Genomic DNA, 26,809 nt, shown 5'->3' with positions numbered 1-26,809 from the left:
CAAAAATTGACGCACCTAAGAAATATAGGGGTTGGAGAGCTTATGTCATTATCGTAAAGGAATAATCAGTTTGTTTTGTCACAAAGGCGGGAAATTGGTTCAATTTAAATACGATTATAACGGTTTTGAGATGTGCGGAAAGTAGGATACAAATATTCCAAAACAAATACTATCGTTCATATATTGGTTAAAAGATTTTTATTTATTTACTCGAGCATGGTTAGACGATGAGCAGTCACCGGTACACCCCGTACAATGTACCGGGCCTGTATATAGCGAATTATCGAAAATATTCCACTTTATACCCATATGTTCAATAAACGGGAATATTTTTTTCAACTACTTCTAAGGATACAAACAAATGTTTGTAGACACCCATATCCTTACTCAACCTTTAGAACACTTGCATAAATAACTGTCTAAAAACCTCAAAATAAACCAAATTGAGACCCCCAATCACCCCATAATCCCCCCAACAACCCCCTCCACATCCCTCTCAATCCCATACTTCCGCTTAAAAAAAGCCAGCACGTTCCCCACATCCCTCTCAAGGAAATCCCCTGCCTTTTCATGCTCAACCTCAACATACTGCGGCCAGTCGAAGAGTGTCACCTTCTCATCGCTCACAAAAATATTGTACTCGCTCAGGTCACAATGCACCACACCCTTGGCATACGCCAGCCTCATCTGCTCCAAAATCCTGTCCAGGTACCACTCGGGGTCCAGCACCTTGGTCTTGGACAGCTCGCCCCCCTCTGCGATCGCCATCACTATCACATTGCGGTTATGGTCCACAGGCTCGGGCACGCTCACCTCGGGGTACAGCCGCTGCAGGACATCGAACTCCCGCTTCGCAGCCAGGCGCGCCGCATAAATCCACGAGAAATGGTGCACTCCTTGCAGGTGCTCACGCGTGCGCTTCACCTGCCTGAAACTCGTGCGCCCCTCGCGATGGAACTTGAGGACCACCGGCTGCTGGCCCAGGCCCCCCACCATATCCCGCAGCCCCTCGTAGACCACAGACTCCTTGCCCACACCCAGCTTCTCGCCAATCGCTGACAGGCTGCCCCGCTTGACCAGGGCGTTGAGTGCCAGTATGTCGTAGCCTTCGAAATATATCTGGTAACCCTCGTAGGGCACGGCCTGGCGCCTCAGCAGTCCCCTGTGGCCCAGGTTCTTCAGGATATAGTGCAATTCGCTCATATCGAACCGGGAAAATTTGGATATTTCATCCAGAGGTACCCATTCATAGTACTTCATTCCCACTTCTATGCCGGTGAGTACACGGAACTCCCTGGCCTCTAATGATTTGAAAACTGCTGAGATATCTTCTAACATTTGCCATCCAGATGGTACGCATTAAATATAATGTGTTCTAAGGAACCGGTTCTTTCCTCGAGCCGGTATGAGCACCTGTTGTTCAACAATCAGTCGGCACACAATGGTCATTCTGTCAATAGAGTAATTATTCCTTTAAGGGGAAACCACCTCACCGTTCCGGTGGTGAAAGGGCAGCAATGAAATAAAAGCATGGTTCGCATATTGACCGTGCAGACTACACGTTTTTTTTTACGAAGGCATTAACCCTCTAAAGGCAGATCATGTAAATCTTCTATAGTACTGCCAGGTTCACCCGTTTCATTGAACTGGAAAAATTCCTTCAGTTTTTCAATGGTATGCTTATGAATAAAGAAATCACCAATGGTCTTGTATTTATTGATAAGTAAACTCACTTTGACATTGGGATACCTGTTCACAAGATAATTCTTACTATAAACAGCAGCATCCTGGTCAGAGGTAGCCCTGCCTTCTATTACCGCCATGGTCCTGTCACCGAAACAATGATACACATTCTCCAGCAGGACACAGCCCGTTATCATGGGGATTACAACCATATCCCCCTGCTTGGACAGATATTCATCCACTATTTTTATATGCAGTTTCTCTATCTCAAGCAGCTGTTCCTCATTCTCTGCTTCAGCCAGGATAATGAACTCAGTTGGCAGTCCCATGCGCTTCCAGTTAGGAGTAACAGTGAATTTATCGATAATCCCGTCCTTTTGCATCGTGCGTATGTGGTATGCCACAGAGTTGCCGTCCTTGTAATCCATGACCTTGGCCAGTTCATTGTTGGTGATCTTACTGTCGGCCATTAAACTCAATAAGATGAAAATATCAGTCTCATCCAGAAGCGTGACATCTGACAACATCTTTGCCATTGTGTGGATTTTTACTACATCAATTTCATTCATTGCAATCAACTATGTGTTATATTCGTATTGCTAAAAAAATATGTCGATTTTTTACCGGTATATCATAAAACATACAATCAGCACACATTACATATATTATATAGTGATACTTCTAAATCCACCATGAAATGCAGGAAATGCCACAAAGATGCCATCCACTTCCAGCCCTACAGCGGTGCCCATCTCTGTGCCCACCACCTTATTGAGGACGTGGAACGCAAGGTAAAGCACACTATCCGCCAGCACAGCATGGTCGGGCGCAATGATACCATAGCTGTGGCCCTGAGCGGTGGTAAGGACAGCAGTGTTTTGCTCTACCTCATGCACAAACTATTCCACCAGCGCCCGGACATAACAATACTGGCAATAAGCATTGACGAAGGTATATCAGGATACCGTGCCGGGACCCTGGAGCATGCCAGGGAACTGACACAGAATCTTGGAGTTGAACACATTATCGCTCGTTTCAAAGACGAATACGGCTCCACCCTTGACGAAATTGTAGCCAGGGGCGGCGAGAAGGGACCGTGCAGCTATTGCGGAGCCCTGCGCAAGCACCTGCTCAACAAAACCGCGCGCGAGTCCGGTGCCACCCGCCTGGCCGTCGGCCACAACCTGGACGACGAGGCCCAGACCATTATGATGAACCTGCTGCGCGGAGACGTGGAGCGGCTGGTCAGGATGTCCCCGGCGTGCGTGCAGCCCGGCCTTATCCTGCGCTCAAAACCCCTGCGGGACATCCCTGAAAAAGAAGTTGCCCTGTACGCGCTGCAAAAAGGTCTTCCCGTGGATTTTTCTGAGTGCCCGTATGCCTACTCGGCCATCAGGGGTGAGGTACGGGACATGCTCAACGATTTCGAGGTCCGGCATCCGGGTACCAAGTATTCCGTACTGCGCAGCCAGGACAAACTGGCAGAGCCGCTGCGGCATTCCTTCCCGCAGGCAGCGCTAAACCCGTGCAGCATATGCGGTGAGCCCACTGCCGGAGATACCTGCCAGTCATGCAAGCTGCTGGGGAGGAAGGACTGATGTGCAGGTTCTGCGTTTTGCACGGGAAAGGCAACAGGTGGTTCCATCATGTGGATAACTTTGAGAAAAGGCACCTTGATGACAAACAGCGGCTTGAACTTGCCCGTGCCATCTACCTGGACACTGCCGGCCGGGAAATACCTGTGTCCCTGTTCATGTCAAAATACGGGATGATGCTTAAGGGAATGCCGGTGTTGCTCAAAACCCCGCTCGTAAAATATGCAGCACGCCCGGCCGCTAACCGTCTTATGGAGAAGTACCACGTGGGACAGGTCATCACCATCGAAGAGGCACGGCGGCTTGTAGACATTTCAGGACACGTGGCCCTGTTCGACTGCTGGTGTCGCCACAGGAAGGGAAACGACGAAGCATGCTGTATGGGCGTGGGGGCTTACGGTGACCTGGCAGATGACATACCAGAGCTAAAACACATCAGCATCTCTCCCGACGAGGCAATTGCCATCATGGAGCAGTACGAGGACAAAGGTTCATTCCACAGCGTCTGGACCGTCAAGGCTCCTTTCATCTCTACTATCTGCAACTGCGATAACAGCGTATGCCACGGCACAGAAGGGCTGCGCCTGGGTGTAACCTCGGCACTGCATAAAGGGCATGAGTATGCCATGACACTACCAGATAAGTGCAACAACTGCAACCTGTGCATACCTGGCTGTCCCTTTGGTGTGAGATATGAAAGCGGGGAAGTAGTCATTGCCGAAAGGGAGGCGTGTTTCGGCTGCGGATTGTGCAGACGTGTCTGTCCCGAAGATGCTATCCGGATGGTTGACAGGCCCTGACCGGTGTTAAAAAAGGTTAATGTATACAAGATATCCCACGATGAGGATTATCACAAAAATGAGTGTTAACTGGAAAATCCTGTACAGGGAATATACATGGAAAAGTTTTTCTTCCAATAATCTCAGGTAATTCCGTATAGTCTTGGCATCATCATTACCGAGATATTCTTTAATATCGATCTTTTTGTCTGCCATGGATAAAATTGCTATATGCCATGATAGGTTATGTAAGTATCTTCTTGAAATGTCCAATCCGAACCAGGACTATTTTCTATAAAAATAAGATTGCAAAGGCGCACTATTAATGCGCCTTTACGTATTCTATCATTCTAGGAGTGAGCAAAGGAGCCACCATAGGCAGCATATTTGGCATCAGGTTCTCCATGGTCTTTGGCATCAGGTCAGGCATCTGTTCCTTCATGTCTTCGGGCATCCTGATACGCCTGCCTACTGCTTCCAGCATGGCCGGCATAACCTTTGGCATCAACATCGGCATGAGCATGGGCATCATCCTAGGCATTAGGGGTGTCATCACCTTATCCATGCCCGGGATCTTTACCATCTGCATCATGACGCGCAGGGGTGCGGGCATGGCCGCCATCATCTCAGGCAGGAGTTCTGCCATCAGGTCTGCCATTGCCTCCGGTTTCATCAGGTTTATCATGCCGAAGAAAGGTTCCCACAACATCATGGAATTATCGAACGGGTCCTCCAGGTCAAAGCCGATAGCCTCACAGGCAAAGGACGCCAGGTCACGCACCTTGATGTCATTACCCTTCGTATTCTTGGTCACCCTCATCTGGAATTCGCAACAGGGACACAGCGCAAGAATGGTATCTGCACCCGTCGCCCTTGCCTCCTCAAGTTTAACATTGCCAATCTCAGCAGCTACAGGCGGATTATCCAGCAGTGACAGGACAGAACCACAGCAGAGTGCATTTTCCCTGTTGTGCTCCATCTCTACCAGTTCAACACCCGGAATGGCCTTGATAACATCCCTGGGTGGCTCGTATATTCCACTCGCACGGCCGATATGGCATGAATCGTGCCAGGTGACCTTTGCATTGATCTCCTTTTCGAACTTGAACTCACCGGATCTAATCTTCTCGTCAAGTACCTCAGCATAATGTTTTGCCTCAAAGGTATAGGGAATCCCCTCTTTTTGTGCAAATTCACGATACACAGTATCCCAAACGAGACGGCAGGCCGGACAGGATGTTACCACGGTTTTTACTTCCCGCTTGTTCATCTCATCAATATTGTGCTTCATTACCTCCCGGAACACATCCCATTTCCCAGCCACCAGCATGGGAATGGCACAGCACTGCTCATCCTGGCCGAGATAGGTAAAGTCAACTCCTGCCTTATCCAGCAGCCTGACCGTCCCCTCTGCAATATCCCTCTCGCAATAGGACGCAGTACACCCGGCAAAGTATGCAATATCAGCCTTTTCCTTAATTTTGATATCCTCAGGCAGCCAGGCATCCCTGTCCTTATTGTATCCTGCCCAGATGTTGCCTTCCTTTTGCAGTGCTGCAGCCATCATTTCAAAGGGAGGGATGGTCATTTTCTTACGCTCGCCTATAAGTTCGTTCCTCATGGTCATCCAGTCAGGCTCGACCGGCAGGTCAAGCTGGCATACCACATCGCACCGCTCGCAGGTGGTGCACACCATGAAACTGCTAACCATATCCTGTCCGAACTTCTCCCTGCCTTCCAGGTGTTCCTTCAGGAAGAACCACTTACCCCTCGGGGATTGTGATTCCCAGCCACGGCCATAGTACTGGGTACACCCGCGTACACAATAACCGCACTGAGCACAAGCATAAGCATCCCATACCACATCGCCCGGAATACCTTTCTTATCAGGATGAGCTTTGTCTTCTTTGTTCTTGAACAGGTTGCCAACGGGCCTTGTGAGGGACTCAAACATTGATGCCAGGCCAATACCGGCCCCCATCAGCGCTTTACCGGTAAGTTTCTCCGGGTTCAGGATACCGTCAGGGTCAGCAATTTTCTTGAATGCCAATATCGTTCCATACCGTTCACCGAACACATCCGGTGTTTCTTTCGAGAAGTACAACCCTGATGCATATACCCTGCCCCCATGTTGCTTTGCAATCCTGATAATACTGAGGGCCAGCGGGAATGACACATTGAACCCGAGACTCCGTTCATCGTGGGGGATGAATACCATAATCACAGCTTCAGATCTGGATATCATGATACCTTCGAACAGGAATGGCATTTTGATCTTGCTGTTCAGGTCCACGACAAATCCGGGAATTTCTTTGACAGGCACCACAACTTCTGTAGGAATGAGCGACGGTCCCAGACGCTTTATCTTCATAGACTTGAACCGCTCTTCCCACTCATGTTGGGCAACCGTTTCATCAAGTATTTTGCCTTCCGTTGCCTTTACAACCTCTTCCAATTCCCTCTTTGCATCTGCATCATGGTATGCCAGTAGCAGTATGTACTTTTCAGGAACCAGTATTCGCTCTCCAACGGGATGTCCATGGTGGGTCTTAAGCGGTACTTTGTTCTTTAATTGTACACCTTCAGGATTCATGAATGTGGCTGACCATACAGGAATATTCTTTTCCTGAATGGTAACCAGCATATCTGTCAAATCAGAAGCAGTGTCGAACTGTACACCCATTACCGATACAGGTTCCTCCTTTTTGACCTTGATAGTGACCGATGTGATGATACCTGTGGCCCCCATGGCTCCATACAGGGTATCCAGTTCACTCCCAGAAAAATCCTTCATGGTACCATCAGCAAGAATAACCTTTGCCGATAGTACATTGTCGATGAATCCACCGTATTCGAAACTGCCAAGACCTGCACCACCCTGGGCCAGCCAGCCACCTGCGGTAGAGGCAGGACTGCTTGTTGGCATTACCCGCAGGGTCAGACCTTTTTGATTGAGACGTTTCTCGACATCATTCCACACAGCACCGGCCTGGATTGTAGCTGACAGACCTTCACTGTCAATATCAGTAACCTTATCCAGTAATGACATGTCCACAACGATACCCCCCTTCACCGGCAGGACCCCGCCATACCCAGAAGTGGCTGCGCCCCTTGGCACAAGCGGTATCTTTCTTGTTCTGGCGAATTTCACCAATTCGACAAGTTCATCTTCATGTTCTGGCTTTACCACGGCGGCAGGCATGGTATTTCCCAGCATGGGCTTAACTAGCCTGGGCAGGCTCGCCACATCATGGGAGTACATCTTGCGCTCCAGCCGCTCAAAGTTCACTCGGTCCTTGAATAATGCACGGAGTTCATCTTGCTCGGTGCTGCTGAATTCTCGTATAGCTTTCATATGTTGAACACCTTTATTTTGTTTTGATATTTCAGGTCAGATTTTCGAAACACTCTTTGTTTAAACAACACGAACTCTCTATATATAGTTTCGTATGGTATGGCATAAACTGTGCAAAACTGTAACGATTATTATTTTCAATTGCATTTGCTCTCTGTCTAATGTGCCTTTTGAATCCGCATGTTATAATCCGGAATAGGTCAAAGATGGTTGAAAAATAAGACCTCACAACTGTTGAGTAGGCCTATTTCAGGTGGCAATCCTCATCAGGACAGAAAGGGCAATCAAAAAAAGAATAAATAAAATAGGGTCCGGAATTGCCTGTAAGCCTTCCAGACCCGCCTATCCAGAAATAATACTTTAATTCACACTTTCTTTCCCGGTGGCCAGTTCTTATCCATCCAGGGTGGTATCTGCCCGCTGTCCTGCGGCCCGACCATCACCTTCAGACCGGTAGCATCTTCAAGGTCACCCTGCAACCTTGCACCCAGGCCAGGAAGGATAATCGTGTTATGACTGGTTTTCTCACTGAAATCGAAATCAGATTTCTTGAACTCATCATTGATCTTCTTGCCTGTTAACTGACCGCCTGCCACAGCTGCCTCAACTCCCAGGCCGTCCGTATCTGCAGCCAGAAGGTAGCAGTTAATGCCATTACTGGCAAGGTCGCTCTCAACTGTATAGTAGGTCAGGGCAAAGTTAGTGGTAACGATAACAGGTGAATCCTTACCCGGAGTACCCACTTCATACACCTTGGGCTCCACCTTGACAGGTGTTCTCGGGTCAGTATAGATCGTATCCCTGATATGCATCTCTGGCAGCAATGCATACGGTTCGATGCTGTGCAGTATCATGATATCCCCGTACCGGACAGAGAACACTGTAGCCAGCACAGTCTCCCAGTAACTGGAAGATACTGCATCCCCGCCGGTCAGATATGCTGTCATTGGCACGGACATGAGCGGGAAGGCAACATCACGCTGTCCTTCCTTAATGCCGGCGCGCCTCAATTTCAGGAAATTCTCAAAAGACTCCCGCAGCATTTTACCCTGGGGATTTGTACCAGGATCAAGTACCAGGTCCTGCCGTCCCATCTCCAGGAACGTACCTGCCAGGCTCTTTAATGTATCCAGGTCATTGGGTGCGAACAGCACTGTGGGCACATCATACTCAAGCACCAGGTCTGCCACGGCCTGCCAGTTATCCCTGGTAGCCGCGTACAACAGAGGCCGCCTCTTTGCTGCCACCTCAAGGCCGGCACTGAGCACTTCAGGGTCAAAGCTGCATAATATAAGCGGCAGTTCCGTCGTTTCCATTACCTTAGAAACTGCCGTCCTGAACTTGCCAGGGTCGCCCGAAGTCGAACGCACAGCGATCATATCCAGTTTCAAGAACCGCCCCACATAGAACTTTTTAAAATCCTTTATGAATGTGACCCTTTCCACCAGTTCAGCTTCTTTCATGGTATCCCATACATCGAGGGCAAAAGCAGGCTGGTCAAAGAACGTCAGTTGATGCCGGTACAGCACATCATCACCGCCAACGGTCACGGCATGCTCACCCATACCGATAGTAACCTCCCGTATCTCAGGAGCCATCAGCTCACTGAGTTCAAGGTATTTTTTCTTGTACTTGTCCTCAAGCAACGGTGTACAATCCTCAAGTTTCAGTGAGCGGTCAATGACATGGGAACCGAACGCCATGCAGGTGGCCTCGCCGCACTCACCGCAATTGGTCTGGGGCAGGTACTTGTAAACTTCAAGGGGGCTGTTTATTTTCATGTTCACACCTCCGCTGTGACCCAGCTGGATATATCCACAGCTTCCCTGTCAAGAGAACCGTGCAGGTTCTGGGTGATCTCTTTGAGCACAGCCACTGCACCGGGATGCATCATCATGAACAGGTCATTACCCGCCAGGGCAAGGGCCAGTCCGGTCACGATCTCCCATATAGGGCCCCTGTATTCCCTGGGTCCCCAGTCGCTGTCCTCCTTCAGGGGCGACCTGACCATCCATGATTCCCTGGCACCCCAGGCATTGGTAGTGCCGCTGCTCATCGGGAAGGAAAGTTCATTGTCCCCGTTAAGACCGGCAAGGCGGATGCGCTCCATATTGGTGTAAGCATAATCCAGGCCGTATCCCAGCGCAGCAGTGGTCGGGTCCATGATAATATCCTCGCGCTTGACATTACACTGCTTCATGAGCTTGCGGTTCAATTCCTTCTGTGCATTGATCTCAAGCTGGGTCCATGACAGCACAACATGACCGTACTGGTTTGCAGCTTTTGCAATGCGCTCGTAGTCCAGGTTCAAACTGGCACTGGCCAGCAGGACCCGTTCACCTTCAGCCACTTCGGCTGCTTTTTCCAGAACTTCGGGATCCTTGTCAGGATTGCCGCTGCCACCTATTACAATGGGTACATCCACTGCCTGGAGCACGTCAGCCACGGTCTCGGCAGCTTCTTTGGCTGATGTATCCTTGATGTTCGGGTCTGTACTGATAAGATGAATGGTCACCATGTCTGCATTGAAGTCCTTGACCACTTTTTTAGCCCACTCGGCCGGACTATTGATGACATCCTCGTAATTGACCTTGACAGCCTTTGCCATCCCGATAGGCATATCGAAAACATCCATGGTAATGTAATTGCGGTGAGGCATAGGACTATCGAAATAATAGGGCAGCGCATTCTCTCCTCCAAGGGTTATGGTATTTCCCCTGCTTCCCCCATCTGCTGATGTGGCGCCCAGGATAACTTCCTGGATAGGATTCTTCCATTCTACCATCCTGGCCACTTCAAATTTTGACCTTAACAGTTCCTGCGGTCTTGTTACACCGGGAACTGCCGCCTGTGCCATTGACCCGAACAACTGGTCCACAGGATAACCCATTAATCTTGAAATGTTTATCAGGTGCTGGGCAATTTGCGCGGTTTCATGACCCAGCATATAAGCAAGTTGTGGATTGAGCCCGCCACTGGTATCCATCTCAAGCTCAATGTCGCCTTCAATGGTCACCCCTTCAAGGGCTTCCACGTCCATACCATTGAACAGGCTGCCCAGTTCAGCTAACGTGATCTTTTTTGCCATAGTGATTCCACCTTATTTCATTACATACTTCATGTAGTATCGAAAACCTGTTTTGTTAAATCCCTAATTTCATAATAATGTTTTCCATTTCAATCACCGCAGGTGATGTCGAAGGCAGTTCGATAAGCGGCTTTCCATTCAGGTCGAACCGTGCAATCTCATCGTCAAAGGGTACCATACCCGCAACCTCCAGTCCCAGTTCCTGCGCATATTCATTAAGACGCTCGCGATTTTGCGGTGTCACCTTATTCAGTATCACGTGCATCTTCTTTATCTTCAGGTCCAGTTCTTTCACAAGGTCCCGTATCCGCTCAGCGGTCTGGAGCCCGCGCCTTGAACCATCGGTCACCACCACAAGCTCGTCAACGTCCCTGATAATGCCCCTGCTCAGGTGTTCCAGCCCGGCAGCAGTATCAATAATGGTCAGGTCATAGTTCTTTACTACCCTGTCCATGATACCACGCAGCATATTATTGGCAAAACAGTAACATCCAGCCCCTTCCGGCCTGCCCATGACCAGCAGGTCATACCCGTGCCGCTCGGCAAGCACACTGTATATCTTTGACTCCAGCAACCGTTCCTTATCAGTATCAGGCGGCAGATTGTCCCTCTCTTCCAGCAGGAACTCGCGCTGGTCACCTACCGTTTCCTCAACCTCATCCCCGAGCGCTCCCGGCAGGTTCGTATCAGGGTCGGCGTCAATGGCAAGAATGGTCTTATCCCTGTTCACAAGAGAACGAATGAACATGGCAGTCACAGCAGTCTTGCCAGTACCTCCTTTACCGGTTATTGCAATAACGTTCAATGTAACCTCGGACAATTATTCCTTATTGCTCAGTATGATCCTGTCAATGGTGACCTTTGCATTCTTCAGGGTCACCTTCACACCACCGCTGCTGCCCCCGGTCATTGGTGGAAGATTTTGCAGCATTGCCGGGTTAAAAGCAGGCAGGCCGAGTTGGGGCATGCCGAAAGCACCGGTTTTAGCTACAGACTCGTCTTCAACAGGTTCTTCTTCCTCAGGGGTCCATCTTTCAATGATAGGATGTCCTTTTTCAGTAAGGAACTTCTTCAGCGTATCAATATCCTGGGCATCTTCTTCTGTTGCCACCTTGTCAACAATATCTGCAGGGATATCTGCAAGCACCTTGTCCTTGAGATTTTTTGGCATCCAGACCACCCGTTCCCAACCGCCGTCAGCCTGTATGAACTTGGGCGAACGGAAATAATTAACACCCACACCCAAAAATCCCATGACCTGCTTACCGCCGCCGGTCTGGCCTGCCATGGTACTGAATGCCAGTCCGTTGGGAGCATTACCGGTAAAGTCCCTGTCGACCCAGCCGATACCATCCACTTCCGGAATGAAGAACCCGACCACTTCAAAGCAGCCGCATGAAGTGTGCGGGAACTCAAAGAAACTGTGTATCTTTATCCTGTTATACTCGCCGCCAGAGAGTTTCTGGGCAACTTCATTGACACCGGAATATTCTCCACTTAATTCATCCAGGCATTCACCCTTCTCGATAGCGAACTGCGGCCCTTCGGGGTCCACTTTTGCAGCCGCCCGCCCGTCAAACCAGTTGATAGCTCCGCACAATGCAATACGGTCAGGGGATATCACACATACACTGGTGGGTGCAAAGCTCTGGCACAGAGAACAACCATAGAACTCATCAACATCTTCATCATGCAGGTTGCGTGTCCGGTCGTCCCTGGCACTATATCTCACCATTGCCTTCGCCAGTTCTTCCTCTACCTTCTCCAGGTCGGTGATGTAGGTGGCTTCTATCTTCTCAATAAACGTCAGTTCATTCTTGAACAGCATCATGGTAGCCCTGGCGATCTGTTCAAAGGAATTAAGACCTTTTGCAATGGCATCCTTATTGATACGGATCCACACATCATACCGCTGGTTCAGGTGCATGACACCCTGGATGTAATTCTGGAAATCATGGTTTCGCCTCTCGACAATAGCCTCAAGGTCAGGCTCGACCAGTTCGCCTGCGACGCGGTAGATCATAGCCAGTGGATAACGTCCACTCTCTTCCATTTCAGAGATGTCAGGCCCGATAAGCGTGAATTTACCTTCTTCTATCTCATCCATTCCTACTGCTTTTACCAGTTCGAATCCTTTGGATTTCGGACCAGCCAGTTCAACATACATATCATCCTTACGGACCCTTTCCCCTTCGAACATAGGGGATATCTCAAACGGGAATTCATCTGCCATTATCTATCCTCACGATTTTTTGTATTTACTAGATCATTCTTGCCAGTAATTCATTATAATTCTGCTACAACCATGTCCAGTGTCTTTAAAAAATCATCCGGTTTAAGGTTACCGAAGGATTGCTGGGCATTCGGATGATAGTGCCTGTCAATAGAGATTATCTTGATTTTTGTAAAATTCTTCAGGGTGGACATCAACTGGCTGGCGTAGTAGTACGTATGCCCGAGGAATATGGTTGTATCATAGCCTCCTTTACCATCAAAGCCTTTCCAGCCAGGGTCTTTCAGGTATGAGACCAGTGCGTGCAGGTTCACATAGGTGGCATCAATGCCTTCCTCTTTCAACCGCTTGATACTGTTTCCCGTAGCAGCCACTGGAATGCCTTTTTCAGCCATGCGTTTTACCACAAGAATGACACCATCATCAGCACCCGCAGTCCCTACAATGAGCAGCGGGCGCCTGGCCTTTGAGATAAGTTTACCGGCCAGATCTGCTTTTATGGCTTTTGCCATTTTCGGGCCGGGAATATTTGCCCTGTCGAAAGGCACCGCATTTTTTGTCGTGTCCAGTTCAATAGCCGCCATTATTTGCTCGCCTCCTTACACAGCCTGGGTACATTAGTGGGCTGGAAGGATACATCAACCTTCCTGACAGGTCCTTCAAGCACTTTCTTCTTGTTCCAGTCAATCTTCCATCCCTGTTCAGCTTCCAGTTTTTTGAGCAATTCTTCCCTCTTTGCCAGTGGCAGGTCGGCCTCGCTCCTTACATATATGTACCAGTCATCAGGTAATTGACCTAAGTATTTCTCGCTCAGTTCAATGTAATGGGTCAGCTTGATCATTCGTCCCAGGTTATTATCGCTCGGCCTGAAACAGAGTTTTGCCAGCATAGGCAGGACTTCTGCTTTTGTTTCTGCCGATATCAGGAGATGTTCGGGTACGGGTTCGATATTTTGTACTGAACCATCCCTGGCATCCATTACGTTCCACTTATCCCTGTTATAAGGCTTGCCCAGGTATGCACGCCGGTATTTTGGTCCATGGGGTCCTAATACAACAGGTATACCTAACCTGTTGCAACCGGTCCCTATCGTAAGTGCTTTTTGTGAATATGCACCCCAGGCCAGGCCAACAGCTCCTATCCGGTTAAGCACATAATCAGCGATTTCTTCCCAGTTGCCGTTAATTTCGCGCCTGGCAAATATGGACGCCACTTTGATGGTGGTTGCTGATATATGGGCGTTTGAAACGCAAGAGCCTGTGTTGAGCAGGTTTCCTTTAAGGAACCGGCCTGCGTAACGTTCATACAGGGTCTTGCCTTCATCATCTTTATGCATGCCAATATCCATGGCACAGCAGCCTGATGTGACGACAATATAACTTCGCTTCAGCATCTCTTCGGCAATTTCATATATGTCACGGCTGCCGTCCGGGTAGTTGGGACAACCGACAATGGCAATAACGCCAGGAGTGGTCCCGAGCACAAGATTGACCCCCTCTTCCCGTATCTCGGGGTCGCCTACCTGGCCCCTGCCGATCCTGACCTTCCCTTTCTCTTCACGGATGACCCTTTGCGATGCTTTTTCTATGACATTCAGTATAGGTATGCCCTTCGGACACTCGAAATCACAACGTCCGCACCCGATACACCTATCATGCAATTCCTCGAACAGTGTCAGGTCTCCTCCTGCTGCAGCTTCCATGGCTTTGTCAATATCAAGTCCCTGAGGGCAGCCGATGACGCATGCACCGCACTGGCTGCAGCTTGATGTCAGTTTCTTAAATTCTTCATCGTCAGGCAGGGCAGTGATGCCCATCTCTTTGCGGATAGGAGCCATCTTCAATGCAAGTTCCGGTGCCAGTTTGCCCACTTTAGCATAATCGAACAGCAGGGCACCGGGCTGGTCACCTGACACAAGGTCCTGGATGATGGCATCGACCTCGTCCTTGCTCCTGTTCGGCAGACCATACATGATCTTATCGTTCGTAGCAATGACCGGGATGTGGAGTTTACTGGCTTCCCGCAATACGTCAGCCCTGACACATTGCTCGTCCACCACTATCACGTCAGGAATACCTGAACGGATGTACTTGAGCTGCTTTGACATCGGTCCCACTATCTTTGCATTCTTGTTATATCGCGTCATGTCATGGGCAGTACAGCACAGACCTGCCAGTTCTATCTTATCGAACAGGTCATGTTCTTCCACATAGTCCATAATATAGGTAACAGCGGCCACGTTATGTCCAATACATAACAGCACCGGTTTAGAAGAATCAATGGAACCCATACCAATGTCTACCAGCGGGGCATCTTCCTGGCTTTTTGGCATGCCCAGGCATGATATCTGGATAATATCAGACACTTCCATACCAAGATGGTCAAGCATACCTGCATGCAGGGCCTTGGACTCGAAATCCCGGGAACTGCCTTCCTGGCCGGTATGGGCGGTTGCCAGCAGCTGGGTTATCTGCTCTTCAATATAATCCAGTACCGGAATGAAATCGCCAATAGTTTCGGGTTTGATACCCATTATGGTCTGGGTGAGGGGCGCTTTGAGATTACTTGGACCCACATCGATAGGATAGTCTGCTCCAAAGCGCTTGATAAGGTTATTCAGTAAATGCCTGCCATGGGCAGAGTGGGCCGCTGTGCCTGTCAGGCCTTTAAGCATAGCTTCACGGGCCTGGTGGGCTTCCATGTCGATGCCGCAAGCTCCTTCCTTGTTCCCTGTCAGGTCACATTTTCCATAGGTGCAGTAACAGCACATATCACAAACAGGTGAATAGACGGGTTCATACCTGTCCAGCAGCTTCATATCCCAATCCCGAAGGTCATGAATTTCAGGTGCGGGAGTTGGACCTTCTGGTGTCTCTGCCTCACCGGAAGATACGATACTACCTATGTTTATCTGGACATTTTCAAGGTTCTCAATAGTGAATCTGCCTTTTTTAATTGCCATTGGGTTAAACTCTCCTTTTAAGATAAGATGTACTTAGCATGGTTCAGTCAAATGGTTTGTCTTCAATACCCGGAATTATATATCGTTAATTATATTTAAATATGATTATGTTTTCAGATCGTTACAAATTATTCTATGCTCGCTGTTTTCTTACCAGGACTATATATTCGATATCATTTGACTGGGCTAATTTAGTCTTTTAATAAATTCTATATTATTAAACGCTTTCGCAAATATAATGATTATTAAGCACATACAAAAATTTAAATATGATATGTAAAAGGAATACGGTAATATCATATTAATTGAACAAAGAACTGATTGGAATAGATAAAATGCTTGTTGCAGGTGTGGATGAAGCTGGAAAAGGGCCCGTATTGGGGCCGATGATAGTTGCCGGGGTAGTCATGGAAGAGAACAAGCTGCCAGATTTGCAATTATTGGGGGTAAAAGATTCAAAAGTTCTGTCCCCAATGCGGAGAAATTATCTGTCAGCAAAGATAAAAGAAATTGCTGCAGACTATCATATACTGGAGATAAGTGCCGCACAGATAGACGAGATGCGAAAAATAATGACCATGAACCAGTTAATGGTGGTGACTCATTCAAAAGTGCTGGAAAACCTGCGGCCGGACCGTGCATATCTGGATGCTGCCGATATTAAGGAGGAACGGTTCGGGGTAAACGTGAAAAAGAAGTATGATGGCCCTATCGAAATAATAGCAAAACACAAGGCAGATGCAACATACCCTATTGTTGCAGCAGCATCTATTCTTGCCAAGGTCCAGAGAGACAGAATTATAAGGGATATGGAAAAGGAAATGGGTATGGTTCTGGGCAGTGGGTACCCATCTGACCCCAAGACAAAGAAATTCCTTGAAGAGTGGTTAAAATCAAATAAAAGTCTTCCTGATATTGCACGACATTCATGGAAAACATCAGAAAACCTGCTCGAAAAATTGCGTTTATGAATTTAATAACGCAAATGATAAGTAATAATAAACCATGATGAATTTTATCGAGATTCCTCGAGACTTTAATGAGATGAATATTATGGCTGAGAAAACTTATGCTGAACAACCTTGTGGATATTGTGCAGGGACTGGAGAATCGGAAGGAAAACCTTGTATTGCCTGTAATGGCAGTAAGACTTTCATGGTAAAAGAACCTCACTTAAAATGCCAATTTTGTAAAGGTAGAGGTTATATGAATCTTGGTATGCCTTGCAGAACCTGCAAAGGAACTGGCTGGATGGGTGTTAAGAAAAATTAATAATTTTTCAATAATATTTTGAATTAATAAGGGTGAAATCCACTCTTTTATTGCTTTATCAATAAGATAAGGCATACTTTTTTTTTGTTACCTGAGATTTAAGTTTGACTTTACGTACTCGAGTTGATCCGGGCGTTATGAGGAAATGTCTCCTTTTTGTACAAGTTTCACATCCTCTACGTTATAGAATCCCCAATCTCCCTTCCATGCTGTTTTTGATTCAAGAATCTGTATCTTCGAATTGAAAAATGGTGCATCCAGCACAAGAGTTTCGTATTCCCCCCCTTCACCACATATATGTATTCTATAGTTGCGATTTAGTTCAAGCAGTTCATCTATCACAGCACTATCAATAACCCTGCCCAGCCACTTTTCATCAAGTCCCATGGCAGCTACCTGGACGATCCTGATATCCATGACCCTGACCATGTCCCTGAGCAACTGTTCAGGGTCCCGGTGCCACAGGGGCTCTACCACCTCAAGCCCCAGGTCATCGCATATCCGGTGTACCCTGCTGCCCTGGTATACTGATTCGATGGCACCCACAACCACACCATCCACGTCCAGGGCACCCAGTGCCCGTTCAAGGTCTAAAAGTTCCTCTTCCTTCTCTCCACTACTGGTTTCAACCACAAGAGGAATGCCACATGCCCTGGATATCATATCTACCATGTGGATGTTAATGGAATGGAACATGTAGGAATCGTCCCGGGCGGGTTTGATAGTTACCAGGTGGGTAACCTCATGCCCTTCAAGTCGGGCAAGGTGGATAGCATAGATGGAGTCTTTTCCGCCAGAGGTCAGTGCTGCCAGTTTCATGCTTCTGTACATAGCGGTGACAAATATAAATATATAGTTTCAGGTCACCTTCTTCCACCATATGAACGAAAGCGAACAACCCGGTGAACTGGTGGACATACCCAGAATACTCATTGCAGGAGACCGTTCATCCAGCGGCAAGACCACTATTTCCACAGGACTGATGTCAGTGCTGAATCGTAGAGGCTTGCGTGTCCAGTCTTTTAAGGTAGGATTGGATTATATCGACCCCAGTTACCATACTGAAGTAACTGGCCGGCCCGGCCGCAACATCGATGGCCACCTGATGCACCGCAATGCTGTACTGGAAGTGTTCCATCACGGTATAAGTTACCAGGGAGGTGCTGATATTGCGATCATCGAAGGGGTCAGAGGATTATTCGAGGGTTTGGAAGGTCTAACGGAAACAGGCAGCACAGCACAGATCGCAAAGATGCTGGACTGTGCTGTGGTTCTGGTGATCGATGCCCGCAGTATAACACGCAGCGCTGCTGCCGTAGTCATGGGTTACAAGTCTTTTGACCCTGAAGTGAACATAACAGGTGTCATCCTGAACAATATCGGTGGCGTGAGACATGCCCGTAAGGCCAGGGAAGCCATTGAGACCTATACAGGCACTCCGGTCATTGGAGAGATACACCGCAACGATTCCATGAATATCAGCATGCGCCATCTTGGCCTCATCCCTGCAATAGAGGGACGGCGCAAGCTGGATGATTTTGACAGGCGCATCAAAGGGATCGAAGATATCATCAGGGAAGGTATCGAGATAGATACTGTGCTTGAAATGGCAAAAAGTGCATCACCCATGAAGTTACCGAAACCAGATATATTCGTACCAGGTCCGGAAGGGAAAAATCCGGTTATTGGTATAGCTCTGGACGAGGCGTTTAATTTTTATTACCGTGACAATCTGGACCTGCTTGAACTGGCAGGGGCGAAACTTGAATATTTCAGTCCTTTGAATGATGCACAAATGCCTGAGATTGACGGGCTGTACATTGGGGGCGGGTACCCCGAACTATATGCGCCTGGACTGTCAGCCAATGAAAGTATGCGACAACATATAAAAGAGATGTCACAATCCGGAATGCCGATCTATGCCGAATGCGGCGGTTTGATGTATCTTACCGGTGAAATGGTCACAGGGAAAGTGAATACATCCTCATACCGCACTGCAGATATGCCAGAAGGGAACTATGCAATGGTGGGCGCACTGCCTGGAAGGACAATGATGGGCCAGAGCCGTGTGGTCAGTTACAGCCGTGGCAGTTTTGTTGAAAGCACACCCGTAGGAAATAGCAGGGATAAATTCTTTGGTCATGAATTCCACCATTCTGAGATTATTGATATTCCTGATGATGCCAGGTTCGGGATAAAACTGGAGAGGGGTATTGGAATTAAAGACGGGTACGATGGATTGATGGTCAAGAACACCATAGGGGTTTATTCTCACCTGCACGCGGCATCGTACCGGGAGTTTGCACCCAGGTTCATTGATTCGTGTGCTGATGAAAAATAGGACGTAAACACAAAAGATCAGTAGTATGATTACTATTTTGGTATCAATTTATTTACTTACTTATTTACTACTTACTTACTACTTACCGCTCTTTCGTTTTGGTGGGGATGGATACTTTTTATACAGTTCCCCCACCTTCCTGTTAAGGTCCTCTGCAAGTTCCTTCCTGAAATCCCCTGCATAGAAGTCTACCCGCACAGCCAGTGATATTTTTGCAGCTACTAATCGAGCAATCTTACCCCTCAGCCACCAGGGGCCTTCCCTGACAAGAGGATGCTGGAAAATCACACCGTGTTTGGGTGATGTTGCATTACCTCTGAGATGTTTGAACAATGATTTTTCTGCACCAAGTACCTGAATAGTGCTTGATGGCATATTGGCGAGTTTTTGGGCTCCCCCTGCAATACTGATCAATCTTGCACTGATATGGACGCCTGCAACATCTGATAGATTGGAATAGTTCCGTTCCATGTGGTTTCCAATAAATTTGGAGATCTGGTCTTTGGCTGCATAAAGTCCTGCTATGTTGGATGCCATATCCTTGATGCTATTTGCAAATGCTTCAGGAAGTTCCATTCCGGTTGAGCATTCTGCAAGGATATGGATATTTTTATGTTCCAGATCACAGTGGTTAACATTATTCCTGGTCCCGTGTTTGGATACAAAATGTACGAGCTTTTCACCTTTTAATCCGATTTCGGGAAAATTCAGGTCATACATTTCTTTTAACCGCTCAGATAATGCATTCGTAATCCTGTCAAGGTCGTCCATGGCCTGGATAGACTGGACAAGTATTGTATCGTTCGACCTTGTGGCTGTGATCTGCCGAATAGCAAGTTCAGTGTATACCGTATGAAAAAGAGCATTATATTCTTCCTCTGAAGTCACAAACCCGCATTCTTTAGCAGCAACTCGCAGGTCCAGACCGTCCAAGTCATCGGATATTAAACTTGTCTGAACTTCCTGCAATCTGTCCACAAGGCTTTTCACGTCTTTAGGGTACAGTTCACATGAAAGTACGTGTCCATTTTTCACTGAATAAATCCCGAACCACGTTCTTACATGACGCACTTGATAATAATAATACGAGAATATATTTAAACTATATGTCTGTTGAAACGAGAAATTTCTCTTTCGTTGTCAGATTTTCTTGAGTACTAAAGGTAATACATTCTATCTATTAAAATAAGACGAGGTCAGCGTCATCATCGTCAAATTCGATATCAAGCACGTTGAGTGGTATCGAACGTCCGTTCGAGTCATAACACCGCCAAGAACGGCTGTCATAGGGTGCACCTGCAATGATATTGTAGCCGCCCACCCTGGCAAACAGGGCAAGGTCGGCACGGGATGGATTCGTATTTGACGTTGGATGGCTGTGAACAGAACCTGCGATACTGATATTTGGCATCATGATTAATCGGATTGTGGCACTTCTCTGGGACGATTCGGTACCGGGGAGGAATATCACATCTTTTATAACACCATCTTCGGCCCTCAATAGTCCCGCAAATTCTCTCGGTGCAGATGATTTTGAAACCTCGAGGATGAAATCCAGAGTAGACTTTGCTATACCTTTAATTTTAACCGTTGCACACACCTCAGTTTATCTTGCAGTGATCCCTGTGACAATATCCTCTTCAAAGTCTAACAGCACCCGGCTGTCATCGCGACTTGTGATAATTAACTTTTTGTCACTGGTTATCTCACCGATCACCCGGGCTGTGATACCCGCATCTTCGAACAGTCGGATACAGCGCTCTGCATCTTCGGGTGCTGAAGTGACAATGTAACCTGTGGCAGGATATATCTTCAACCACTGTATGAAGTCCACTCCATCGGGTACAGGTATTTTGTCAAGGTCGACCACGGCACCTTTGCCGCTGGTCTCAAGCAACATGCCAAGCGTACCCAGGGTACCGGGATTGCTGATATCCTTCCCGGCCGTTACTGCATGTGCTTCCCCGATCGTCTGCATTACCATGTATTTTCCCCGTACATCTTCCGGTTCCTTCATTGTGGTGGTATCCCAGCTATAAGGGGAATTCGGGCCTACTTTGCCGATCATGTCGTAGGCAACAATGACCTGGTCGCCTACCCCTGCAGTATCACTGCGTATCAGGCAGTCTTTCTTCGCCACACCCACAATGGCTACAGAAAGGGAAAGGTAAGGAGTGTCAGGATGCAGGTGTCCGCCAACCATGGGGACCCCGAATTTGGCTATTCCATCCTTTATCCCGTTGAGCAACTGGATACATGCGCCCTTGTCGCTGCTGGACAGTACATTGACCATACCCAGCGGCCTGCCTCCCATGGCAGAGATATCGTTGACGTTGACCAGTACCGAACTGTAGCCTGCCCACCAGGGGCTGGCATCAAGGAGCCGGCCCCAGATGCCGTCGGCAGCGAAAAGTATTACTTCATCGCCGCCCGAATCCAGCACTGCAGCGTCGTCCCCGAAATCCACGATACAGTTTCCGTACAGGGACCTGACCTCCTCGAAGATTTTAGTAATATCAGAGATAGAATGCTTGCGGGTCAGTCCTTCGAATGACCGAATCTCATAGGCTATCTTATCAAGGTCCAGATGTGATTCCTCCATATGTATTGTGGGAGAATATTGTTTATGTTACTAAAACATTGTGAGTATATGATGTCGAAATTCCAGAAAGTCTTTGTAGTAACGGACGGGGCTTCCAGGGGCAATCCCGGTGCTTCAGCCATAGGATACGGGATCTATGATGCTGATTGGGGTGTTGTTGAGGAAAAGGCCGAGTATATAGGAAAAGCGACGAACAATGAGGCCGAATACCGTGCCCTTGTGGCGGGACTGGAACGTGCCGCACAGTACTGTAAGGAAGAAGTTGAGCATTATTCTGACAGTGAATTACTGGTCAAACAACTGAAAGGGCAATACAGGGTGAAGGCCGGGAATTTGAAACCCCTGTTCGAAAAGGTATCTAAATTGAGGAAGAAATTCGCATCAGTAAAACACCAGCATGTCCGCAGGACCGATAAAAGGGTTGCGAGGATCGATGGACTGGTGAATGAGGCGCTGGATAAGTCCCGGCTTTAAAATGGCTGGAGACTGGTGCCAGGTTGAAGAAATCAAATGCTATAAATATCATTATCAACAGTAGAAAGAAATAGTATATCGATTACTGGTGTGATTTCAATGAAGGATGTTATAGAAACAATAAAAACACGGCGTTGTGTACGTGAATATAAAGATGACTCGATTCCTGATGAAGATATCGAGTTTCTCATTGATTGTGCCAGGTACGCACCATCCGGTTTCAATATACAACCATGGAGTTTCCTTGTTGTGACCAACAAAGAAGTCAAGCGGAATATCTCTGAACGGGGGAAAAAATCCATGATACCCTTACTCGAAGCTATTGAACATAAAACAGACAAAGTACAGAATTTTCTCACGTTCTTAAAAACAGATGGTACTGATATGTTCTATAACGCACCTGCTCTGGTGATAATTCTTGGAAATGAGAATGCTATGACCACAGATTATGATTGCGCTATGGCAGCACAGAACATGATGCTTGCAGGACATTCTATGGGTATCGGCAGTTGCTGGATAGGAGGTATACAGCCCGCACTTATGGATTCCCGTTTCCTGAAGGAACTGGGTGCACCTGATAGGTATAAAGCGGTAGCACCATTAATATTCGGGTATCCAACAGGTGAAAATGCAGTTCCAGAGAAAAAGAAGCCTGACGTAGTGTGGGTAACGTAGAATATGGTGACTTTTTGCATGGCATACCGAAACCATTTTATTGGTAAGATGTTCCTGTCAGGATAAGGGAAAAGTATTTGGATATATTTCTTATTAATCAAGAAAAAAGATCCATACATATCATTATCTTTGATAATTGAGAACTCATAAAGGCGCTAATGACCTGACCCTGGTAATAAAGGAAGCATCTCATAGTTCCATTCCATTCTATGAATGTTGAACACAAATGGTAGACAAGCATATGTTCTCACAAAAAGCGGCACGAATACCCCCTTTCTACGTAATGGAAGTCCTTGAGCGGGCACATGAATTGGAGCGTTCAGGCAGGGATATCATCCACCTTGAGGTTGGCGAACCAGATTTCCCCACAGCCCCCCATATCTGTGAGGCTGCATACAGCGCCCTCAGGGCCGGTGAGACCAAATACACCCACAGCATGGGGCTGCCCGGGCTCAGGCAGGCAATAGCTGATTATTACAACCTGAAATTCAACCTTGAATTAAGTCCTGAGCAGGTCATCGTGACATCAGGCACCAGCCCGGCACTGTTGCTGTTGTTCATGGGTCTGCTGAATGAAGGGGACGAAGTGATAATGTCAAATCCCTACTATGCCAGCTACCCCAACTTTGTTGAATACCTTGGCGGCAGACCGGTGTATGTATATACCCGCGAGGCTGAGGGGTTCAGCCTGACATCTGATGCCGTTGCACGTGTATTTACAACAAAGACCCGTGCAATCCTGCTCAATTCCCCGTCCAATCCCACAGGTCATGTGATGTACCCTGAGACCATCCGTGCGCTTGCCGAAATAGCCGGCAGTATCCCCATCATTTCTGATGAGATATACCAGGGCCTGGTTTATAAAGGGGAGGACCACACCATCCTGGAATATACGGATAATGCCTTTGTGCTCAATGGCTTTTCAAAACTCTATGCAATGACCGGCTGGCGGCTTGGTTACCTCATTGCCCCGCCCGAATATATGAGGACGCTGCAAAATCTCCAGCAACATTTCTTTATCTGTGCCAACAGTTTTGTCCAGCATGCAGGTATAGCTGCCCTGGAGGGACCCCAGGAGCACGTTCAAGAAATGGTTGCAACCTATGATGAACGGAGGAAGTACATCATAGAGCGTCTTAAACACATTGGGTTTGGGATAGCGAGTGAACCCGAAGGGGCATACTATGTACTGGCCAATGCGAAAGAGTTTAGCCCGGACTCCCTTGGACTCAGCCATCGTCTTCTGGAAACAGCAGGAGTTGCTGTGACACCTGGCATTGATTTCGGGGATGGGGCACAGGGATATCTGCGTTTTTCTTATGCTAACAGCATTGAAAGGATCAGGGAGGGTCTTGACAGGGTGGATAACCTGCTGAATAAATAGGTTATCGTTGACAAAGCTTTATAGGGATATCAGACCTACGTATTTCCCGTGAATGACCTGCTAAAGAAACTATTGTTAAAAAAACATGAAAAGGGCTTTCTTGCCAACAAGGTTAAACTCAAATGTGATTCATGCGGGCATACTGAAAAATATACGTATTATCAACTTTTAAAGGAAGAGCTTTTCGAAATACTGGAACCTGCGAGTGTCCCTGTTGTGGACGGTGTCTATGAAGAGGAAGTTCCAGCCACTCCCATAAAGTTCAGGAAGCAGTGTCCAAACCATGATGGTGAGATGGAATCATTTTCACCAGTTCCCATGGAATATATTATCGCAATTCTTCAATCCACGCAGCCGGATGAAATTATGTACGGCTGAAATAAAGTGTCACGTTATGCTGTTATCACGTCACAGCCATCTTCTTTGACTATGATAGTATGTTCGGCCTGGGCAACTGGACATCCGTCTTCCTCAATAAGCACAGGATATTTCTTGAGGGATGTTCCCAATTTTTCCAGGTCATCAGGATTATCCAGCCATCGACTGGTGAAGGGAAGTGTGTTGAATTGTGATCTTATCTTTTGGTAAATAGGATTTGAAGGTTTCTTCGTATCAGTAAGACAAACGATTCTTGTTTCCCCGTAATGTATACGACCATTTCCCATTGTAGTAAAGGGTTCAATGGCAATTACATCGTCTGTATGAAGTGTGTTTGAATAGCCGGCACTGCTGTGGTTCGGGATATTGAGGCCATTGTGAATAGCATATCTTCCAATGCCGTGTCCGGTGAGTGCGGGAACCGGATGGCAGCCTTTGGCTCTTATAATGTGTTCGATGACGTTGCCGATATGTTTTGTTGTCACGCCCGCACATATTTCCTTGATGGCACAATCAAGTGCTTCCCGGGCAGTTTCAATAAGCGCACAGTGATGTTGAGTTTCAACTTCGATCGTTGCCGCTGTATCTGCGATATAACCATTTACATGCACACCGACATCTAATTTTACAAGGTCAATGGCTTTGAATATGTGCTTATCTGACAGAGGGGTATAATGGGAAGCGACCTCATTGATGGATATGTTACAGGGAAATGCTACCATACCCCCCATCTGGCGGGTAAGGTCCTCAGCATATTGTGCTACTTCAAGCAAGCTGATCCCCGCTTCAACGGCCTTTAGCGTTTCATTTCTTACCCTGGAAGCGATCCTCCCTGCTTCCTGGTAATATTCCATGATGTCTGGATTCATTCTACGTCCTCCATTCATTGTGTAACCGGTTTGTCGTTAGTATTGCAATCCTGTACCATTTTCCAGTAAATCATATAAATGCATTGTTGACTTCCTGTGATATGGAAAAATAGAATATATTTATATCTATTAGATTAATTAACATTAATTATGGCAAATGGTAATGTCCGTGTTCCAATCCATCTGGTCCTTGGCAGCCAGGATATAATAGAACGGGAAACTGTGACCGCTGTACCGTATAATTTTATAATTTTCCCGAATGGGAAATGGGAGATGCTCATAGCGGCTGAGGATGTGGATATAAAGAAGGGGGACATCATTGAAATATCTACCGAGAATGCAGTGATTGCAGAGAATACGGTGGCATTACCCTGTGCTTTCTGTCATCATGCTCTGGGGGTTGTGCTAAAGGCCAAACTCAAAGGACTGGCGCTTGTGGAAACCAGTCGTATGATCGATAGTGTGGTGTTCCTTCCAATCCGGGATGGTATGATTGAAAAAGGGGACTTGTTGTCTGTGATCAATGTATTTCCGGTTATCGTTGAAAAGTAGATAGTGTTGTTTATTCTTCATGGCCAGCAAAGGTTTAAATTCAAACAGCACTACTAAAACTCATTTGAAGTGCGCAGTGCTTGGTTTTGTCGATATAGATTAATAAAACACTATGTTTCACTCCGCTCAACAGCACAAACAACCCATAATGCGGGGGTAGCCACAGCCGAACCTTGCAAGGTTCGAGCCAAGCGTGCGTTTCACTCCGCTCAACAGCACAAACAACCCATAATGCGGGGTAGCCACAGCCGAACCTTGCAAGGTTCGAGCCAAGCGTGCGTTTCACTCCGCTCAACAGCACAAACAACCCATAATGCGGGGGTAGCCACAGCCGAACCTTGCAAGGTTCGAGCCAAACGTGCGTTTCACTCCGCTCAACAGCACAAACAACCCATAATGCGGGGGTAGCCACAGCCGAACCTTGCAAGGTTCGAGCCAAGCGTGCGTTTCACTCCGCTCAACAGCACAAACAACCCATAATGCGGGGGTAGCCACAGCCGAACCTTGCAAGGTTCGAGCCAAGCGTGCGTTTCACTCCGCTCAACAGCACAAACAACCCATAATGCG

The 26,809-nt window shown here is 47.5% G+C and carries 26 protein-coding genes; 10 read left to right on the top strand and 16 right to left on the bottom strand.

Annotated features, from left to right (window positions below; all coding sequences use genetic code 11):
• Window positions 1-456: 456 nt before the first annotated feature.
• A complete protein-coding gene (locus tag K0A89_10545) occupies window positions 457-1,338 on the bottom strand; it encodes a serine/threonine protein kinase (protein ID MBW6518924.1) in 882 nt (293 codons plus the stop codon).
• A gap of 242 nt (window positions 1,339-1,580) precedes the next feature.
• Entirely contained in the window at window positions 1,581-2,252 is a 672-nt protein-coding gene (locus K0A89_10540; protein MBW6518923.1) for a winged helix-turn-helix transcriptional regulator, read from the bottom strand.
• A gap of 123 nt (window positions 2,253-2,375) precedes the next feature.
• Here K0A89_10540 and K0A89_10535 point away from each other — a divergent pair, with 123 nt between their 5' ends.
• Entirely contained in the window at window positions 2,376-3,281 is a 906-nt protein-coding gene (locus tag K0A89_10535; protein ID MBW6518922.1) for a TIGR00269 family protein, read from the top strand.
• Window positions 3,254-4,078, top strand: coding sequence for a 4Fe-4S binding protein (locus K0A89_10530; GenBank protein ID MBW6518921.1), 825 nt, complete (start codon window positions 3,254-3,256; stop codon window positions 4,076-4,078). Before K0A89_10535 ends, K0A89_10530 begins: the two co-directional genes overlap by 28 nt.
• A gap of 6 nt (window positions 4,079-4,084) precedes the next feature.
• Here the strand turns inward: K0A89_10530 and K0A89_10525 are convergent, their stop codons facing one another.
• The 8 genes from K0A89_10525 to cdhA form a co-directional block, all read right to left on the bottom strand.
• A complete protein-coding gene (locus K0A89_10525) occupies window positions 4,085-4,273 on the bottom strand; it encodes a hypothetical protein (protein ID MBW6518920.1) in 189 nt (62 codons plus the stop codon).
• A 106-nt stretch (window positions 4,274-4,379) separates the two neighbouring features.
• Window positions 4,380-7,412: an FAD-binding oxidoreductase gene (locus tag K0A89_10520; protein MBW6518919.1), complete on the bottom strand. Its 3,033-nt coding sequence runs from the start codon at window positions 7,410-7,412 to the stop codon at window positions 4,380-4,382.
• A 365-nt stretch (window positions 7,413-7,777) separates the two neighbouring features.
• The gene (locus K0A89_10515; GenBank protein ID MBW6518918.1) at window positions 7,778-9,193 is read right to left on the bottom strand and encodes an acetyl-CoA decarbonylase/synthase complex subunit gamma; all 1,416 of its coding nucleotides are present in this window, start codon (window positions 9,191-9,193) and stop codon (window positions 7,778-7,780) included.
• A 2-nt stretch (window positions 9,194-9,195) separates the two neighbouring features.
• Window positions 9,196-10,500 (bottom strand): CO dehydrogenase/acetyl-CoA synthase subunit delta, encoded by a 1,305-nt coding sequence (gene cdhD / locus K0A89_10510; GenBank protein ID MBW6518917.1) that lies wholly within the window; start codon window positions 10,498-10,500, stop codon window positions 9,196-9,198.
• Window positions 10,501-10,555: 55 nt separating this feature from the next.
• Window positions 10,556-11,305 (bottom strand): AAA family ATPase, encoded by a 750-nt coding sequence (locus K0A89_10505; GenBank protein MBW6518916.1) that lies wholly within the window; start codon window positions 11,303-11,305, stop codon window positions 10,556-10,558.
• A 15-nt stretch (window positions 11,306-11,320) separates the two neighbouring features.
• Window positions 11,321-12,733 (bottom strand): CO dehydrogenase/CO-methylating acetyl-CoA synthase complex subunit beta, encoded by a 1,413-nt coding sequence (cdhC, locus tag K0A89_10500; GenBank protein MBW6518915.1) that lies wholly within the window; start codon window positions 12,731-12,733, stop codon window positions 11,321-11,323.
• A gap of 53 nt (window positions 12,734-12,786) precedes the next feature.
• Window positions 12,787-13,317, bottom strand: a complete 531-nt coding sequence (gene cdhB / locus K0A89_10495; protein MBW6518914.1) for a CO dehydrogenase/acetyl-CoA synthase complex subunit epsilon — start codon at window positions 13,315-13,317, stop codon at window positions 12,787-12,789.
• On the bottom strand, window positions 13,317-15,695 hold the full coding sequence (gene cdhA, locus K0A89_10490) for a CO dehydrogenase/acetyl-CoA synthase complex subunit alpha (protein ID MBW6518913.1): 2,379 nt from the start codon (window positions 15,693-15,695) through the stop codon (window positions 13,317-13,319). The genes cdhB and cdhA overlap by 1 nt, the downstream gene beginning before the upstream one ends.
• 335 nt (window positions 15,696-16,030) lie before the next feature.
• Between cdhA and rnhB the strand changes: the two genes are divergently transcribed.
• Both rnhB and K0A89_10480 read left to right on the top strand, forming a co-directional pair.
• Window positions 16,031-16,666 (top strand): ribonuclease HII, encoded by a 636-nt coding sequence (gene rnhB, locus K0A89_10485; protein ID MBW6518912.1) that lies wholly within the window; start codon window positions 16,031-16,033, stop codon window positions 16,664-16,666.
• Window positions 16,667-16,748: 82 nt separating this feature from the next.
• Window positions 16,749-16,967: a transcriptional regulator gene (locus K0A89_10480; protein MBW6518911.1), complete on the top strand. Its 219-nt coding sequence runs from the start codon at window positions 16,749-16,751 to the stop codon at window positions 16,965-16,967.
• 135 nt (window positions 16,968-17,102) lie between these two features.
• On the opposite strand, the gene K0A89_10475 is transcribed toward K0A89_10480, so the two are convergent.
• A complete protein-coding gene (locus tag K0A89_10475) occupies window positions 17,103-17,786 on the bottom strand; it encodes a TIGR00289 family protein (GenBank protein MBW6518910.1) in 684 nt (227 codons plus the stop codon).
• 61 nt (window positions 17,787-17,847) lie between these two features.
• Between K0A89_10475 and cfbB the strand changes: the two genes are divergently transcribed.
• On the top strand, window positions 17,848-19,308 hold the full coding sequence (gene cfbB, locus K0A89_10470; GenBank protein MBW6518909.1) for a Ni-sirohydrochlorin a,c-diamide synthase: 1,461 nt from the start codon (window positions 17,848-17,850) through the stop codon (window positions 19,306-19,308).
• 78 nt (window positions 19,309-19,386) lie between these two features.
• Here cfbB and K0A89_10465 read toward each other — a convergent pair whose 3' ends face one another.
• The 3 genes from K0A89_10465 to K0A89_10455 form a co-directional block, all read right to left on the bottom strand.
• Window positions 19,387-20,343, bottom strand: a complete 957-nt coding sequence (locus K0A89_10465; GenBank protein MBW6518908.1) for an rRNA biogenesis protein — start codon at window positions 20,341-20,343, stop codon at window positions 19,387-19,389.
• Between the two features lie 145 nt (window positions 20,344-20,488).
• A complete protein-coding gene (locus K0A89_10460; protein MBW6518907.1) occupies window positions 20,489-20,908 on the bottom strand; it encodes a Mov34/MPN/PAD-1 family protein in 420 nt (139 codons plus the stop codon).
• Between the two features lie 6 nt (window positions 20,909-20,914).
• A complete protein-coding gene (locus K0A89_10455) occupies window positions 20,915-21,895 on the bottom strand; it encodes a methanogenesis marker 2 protein (GenBank protein MBW6518906.1) in 981 nt (326 codons plus the stop codon).
• Window positions 21,896-21,934: 39 nt separating this feature from the next.
• On the opposite strand from K0A89_10455, the gene K0A89_10450 reads away from it, so the two are divergent.
• The 4 genes from K0A89_10450 to K0A89_10435 all read left to right on the top strand — a co-directional run bounded on the left by K0A89_10450 (window position 21,935) and on the right by K0A89_10435 (window position 24,821).
• The gene (locus tag K0A89_10450; protein MBW6518905.1) at window positions 21,935-22,384 is read left to right on the top strand and encodes a ribonuclease HI family protein; all 450 of its coding nucleotides are present in this window, start codon (window positions 21,935-21,937) and stop codon (window positions 22,382-22,384) included.
• Between the two features lie 99 nt (window positions 22,385-22,483).
• Window positions 22,484-23,059: a nitroreductase family protein gene (locus K0A89_10445; protein ID MBW6518904.1), complete on the top strand. Its 576-nt coding sequence runs from the start codon at window positions 22,484-22,486 to the stop codon at window positions 23,057-23,059.
• A 241-nt stretch (window positions 23,060-23,300) separates the two neighbouring features.
• The gene (locus tag K0A89_10440; protein ID MBW6518903.1) at window positions 23,301-24,443 is read left to right on the top strand and encodes a pyridoxal phosphate-dependent aminotransferase; all 1,143 of its coding nucleotides are present in this window, start codon (window positions 23,301-23,303) and stop codon (window positions 24,441-24,443) included.
• Between the two features lie 48 nt (window positions 24,444-24,491).
• Window positions 24,492-24,821 carry a hypothetical protein gene (locus K0A89_10435; protein ID MBW6518902.1) on the top strand — a complete coding sequence of 110 codons (330 nt, stop codon included), beginning with the start codon at window positions 24,492-24,494 and terminating at the stop codon, window positions 24,819-24,821.
• A 14-nt stretch (window positions 24,822-24,835) separates the two neighbouring features.
• Here K0A89_10435 and map read toward each other — a convergent pair whose 3' ends face one another.
• The gene (gene map / locus K0A89_10430; GenBank protein MBW6518901.1) at window positions 24,836-25,690 is read right to left on the bottom strand and encodes a type II methionyl aminopeptidase; all 855 of its coding nucleotides are present in this window, start codon (window positions 25,688-25,690) and stop codon (window positions 24,836-24,838) included.
• A 150-nt stretch (window positions 25,691-25,840) separates the two neighbouring features.
• On the opposite strand from map, the gene K0A89_10425 reads away from it, so the two are divergent.
• Window positions 25,841-26,242 (top strand): DUF22 domain-containing protein, encoded by a 402-nt coding sequence (locus tag K0A89_10425; protein ID MBW6518900.1) that lies wholly within the window; start codon window positions 25,841-25,843, stop codon window positions 26,240-26,242.
• Window positions 26,243-26,368: 126 nt separating this feature from the next.
• Here K0A89_10425 and K0A89_10420 read toward each other — a convergent pair whose 3' ends face one another.
• Complete coding sequence (locus K0A89_10420; protein ID MBW6518899.1) at window positions 26,369-26,515, bottom strand: hypothetical protein; 147 nt, start codon at window positions 26,513-26,515, stop codon at window positions 26,369-26,371.
• Window positions 26,516-26,809 lie beyond the last annotated feature (294 nt).

Source organism: ANME-2 cluster archaeon, from assembly GCA_019429385.1.
Classification (GTDB): Archaea; Halobacteriota; Methanosarcinia; order Methanosarcinales; family Methanocomedenaceae; genus Methanocomedens_B.
This window is presented reverse-complemented; position numbering and strand designations above follow the sequence as displayed.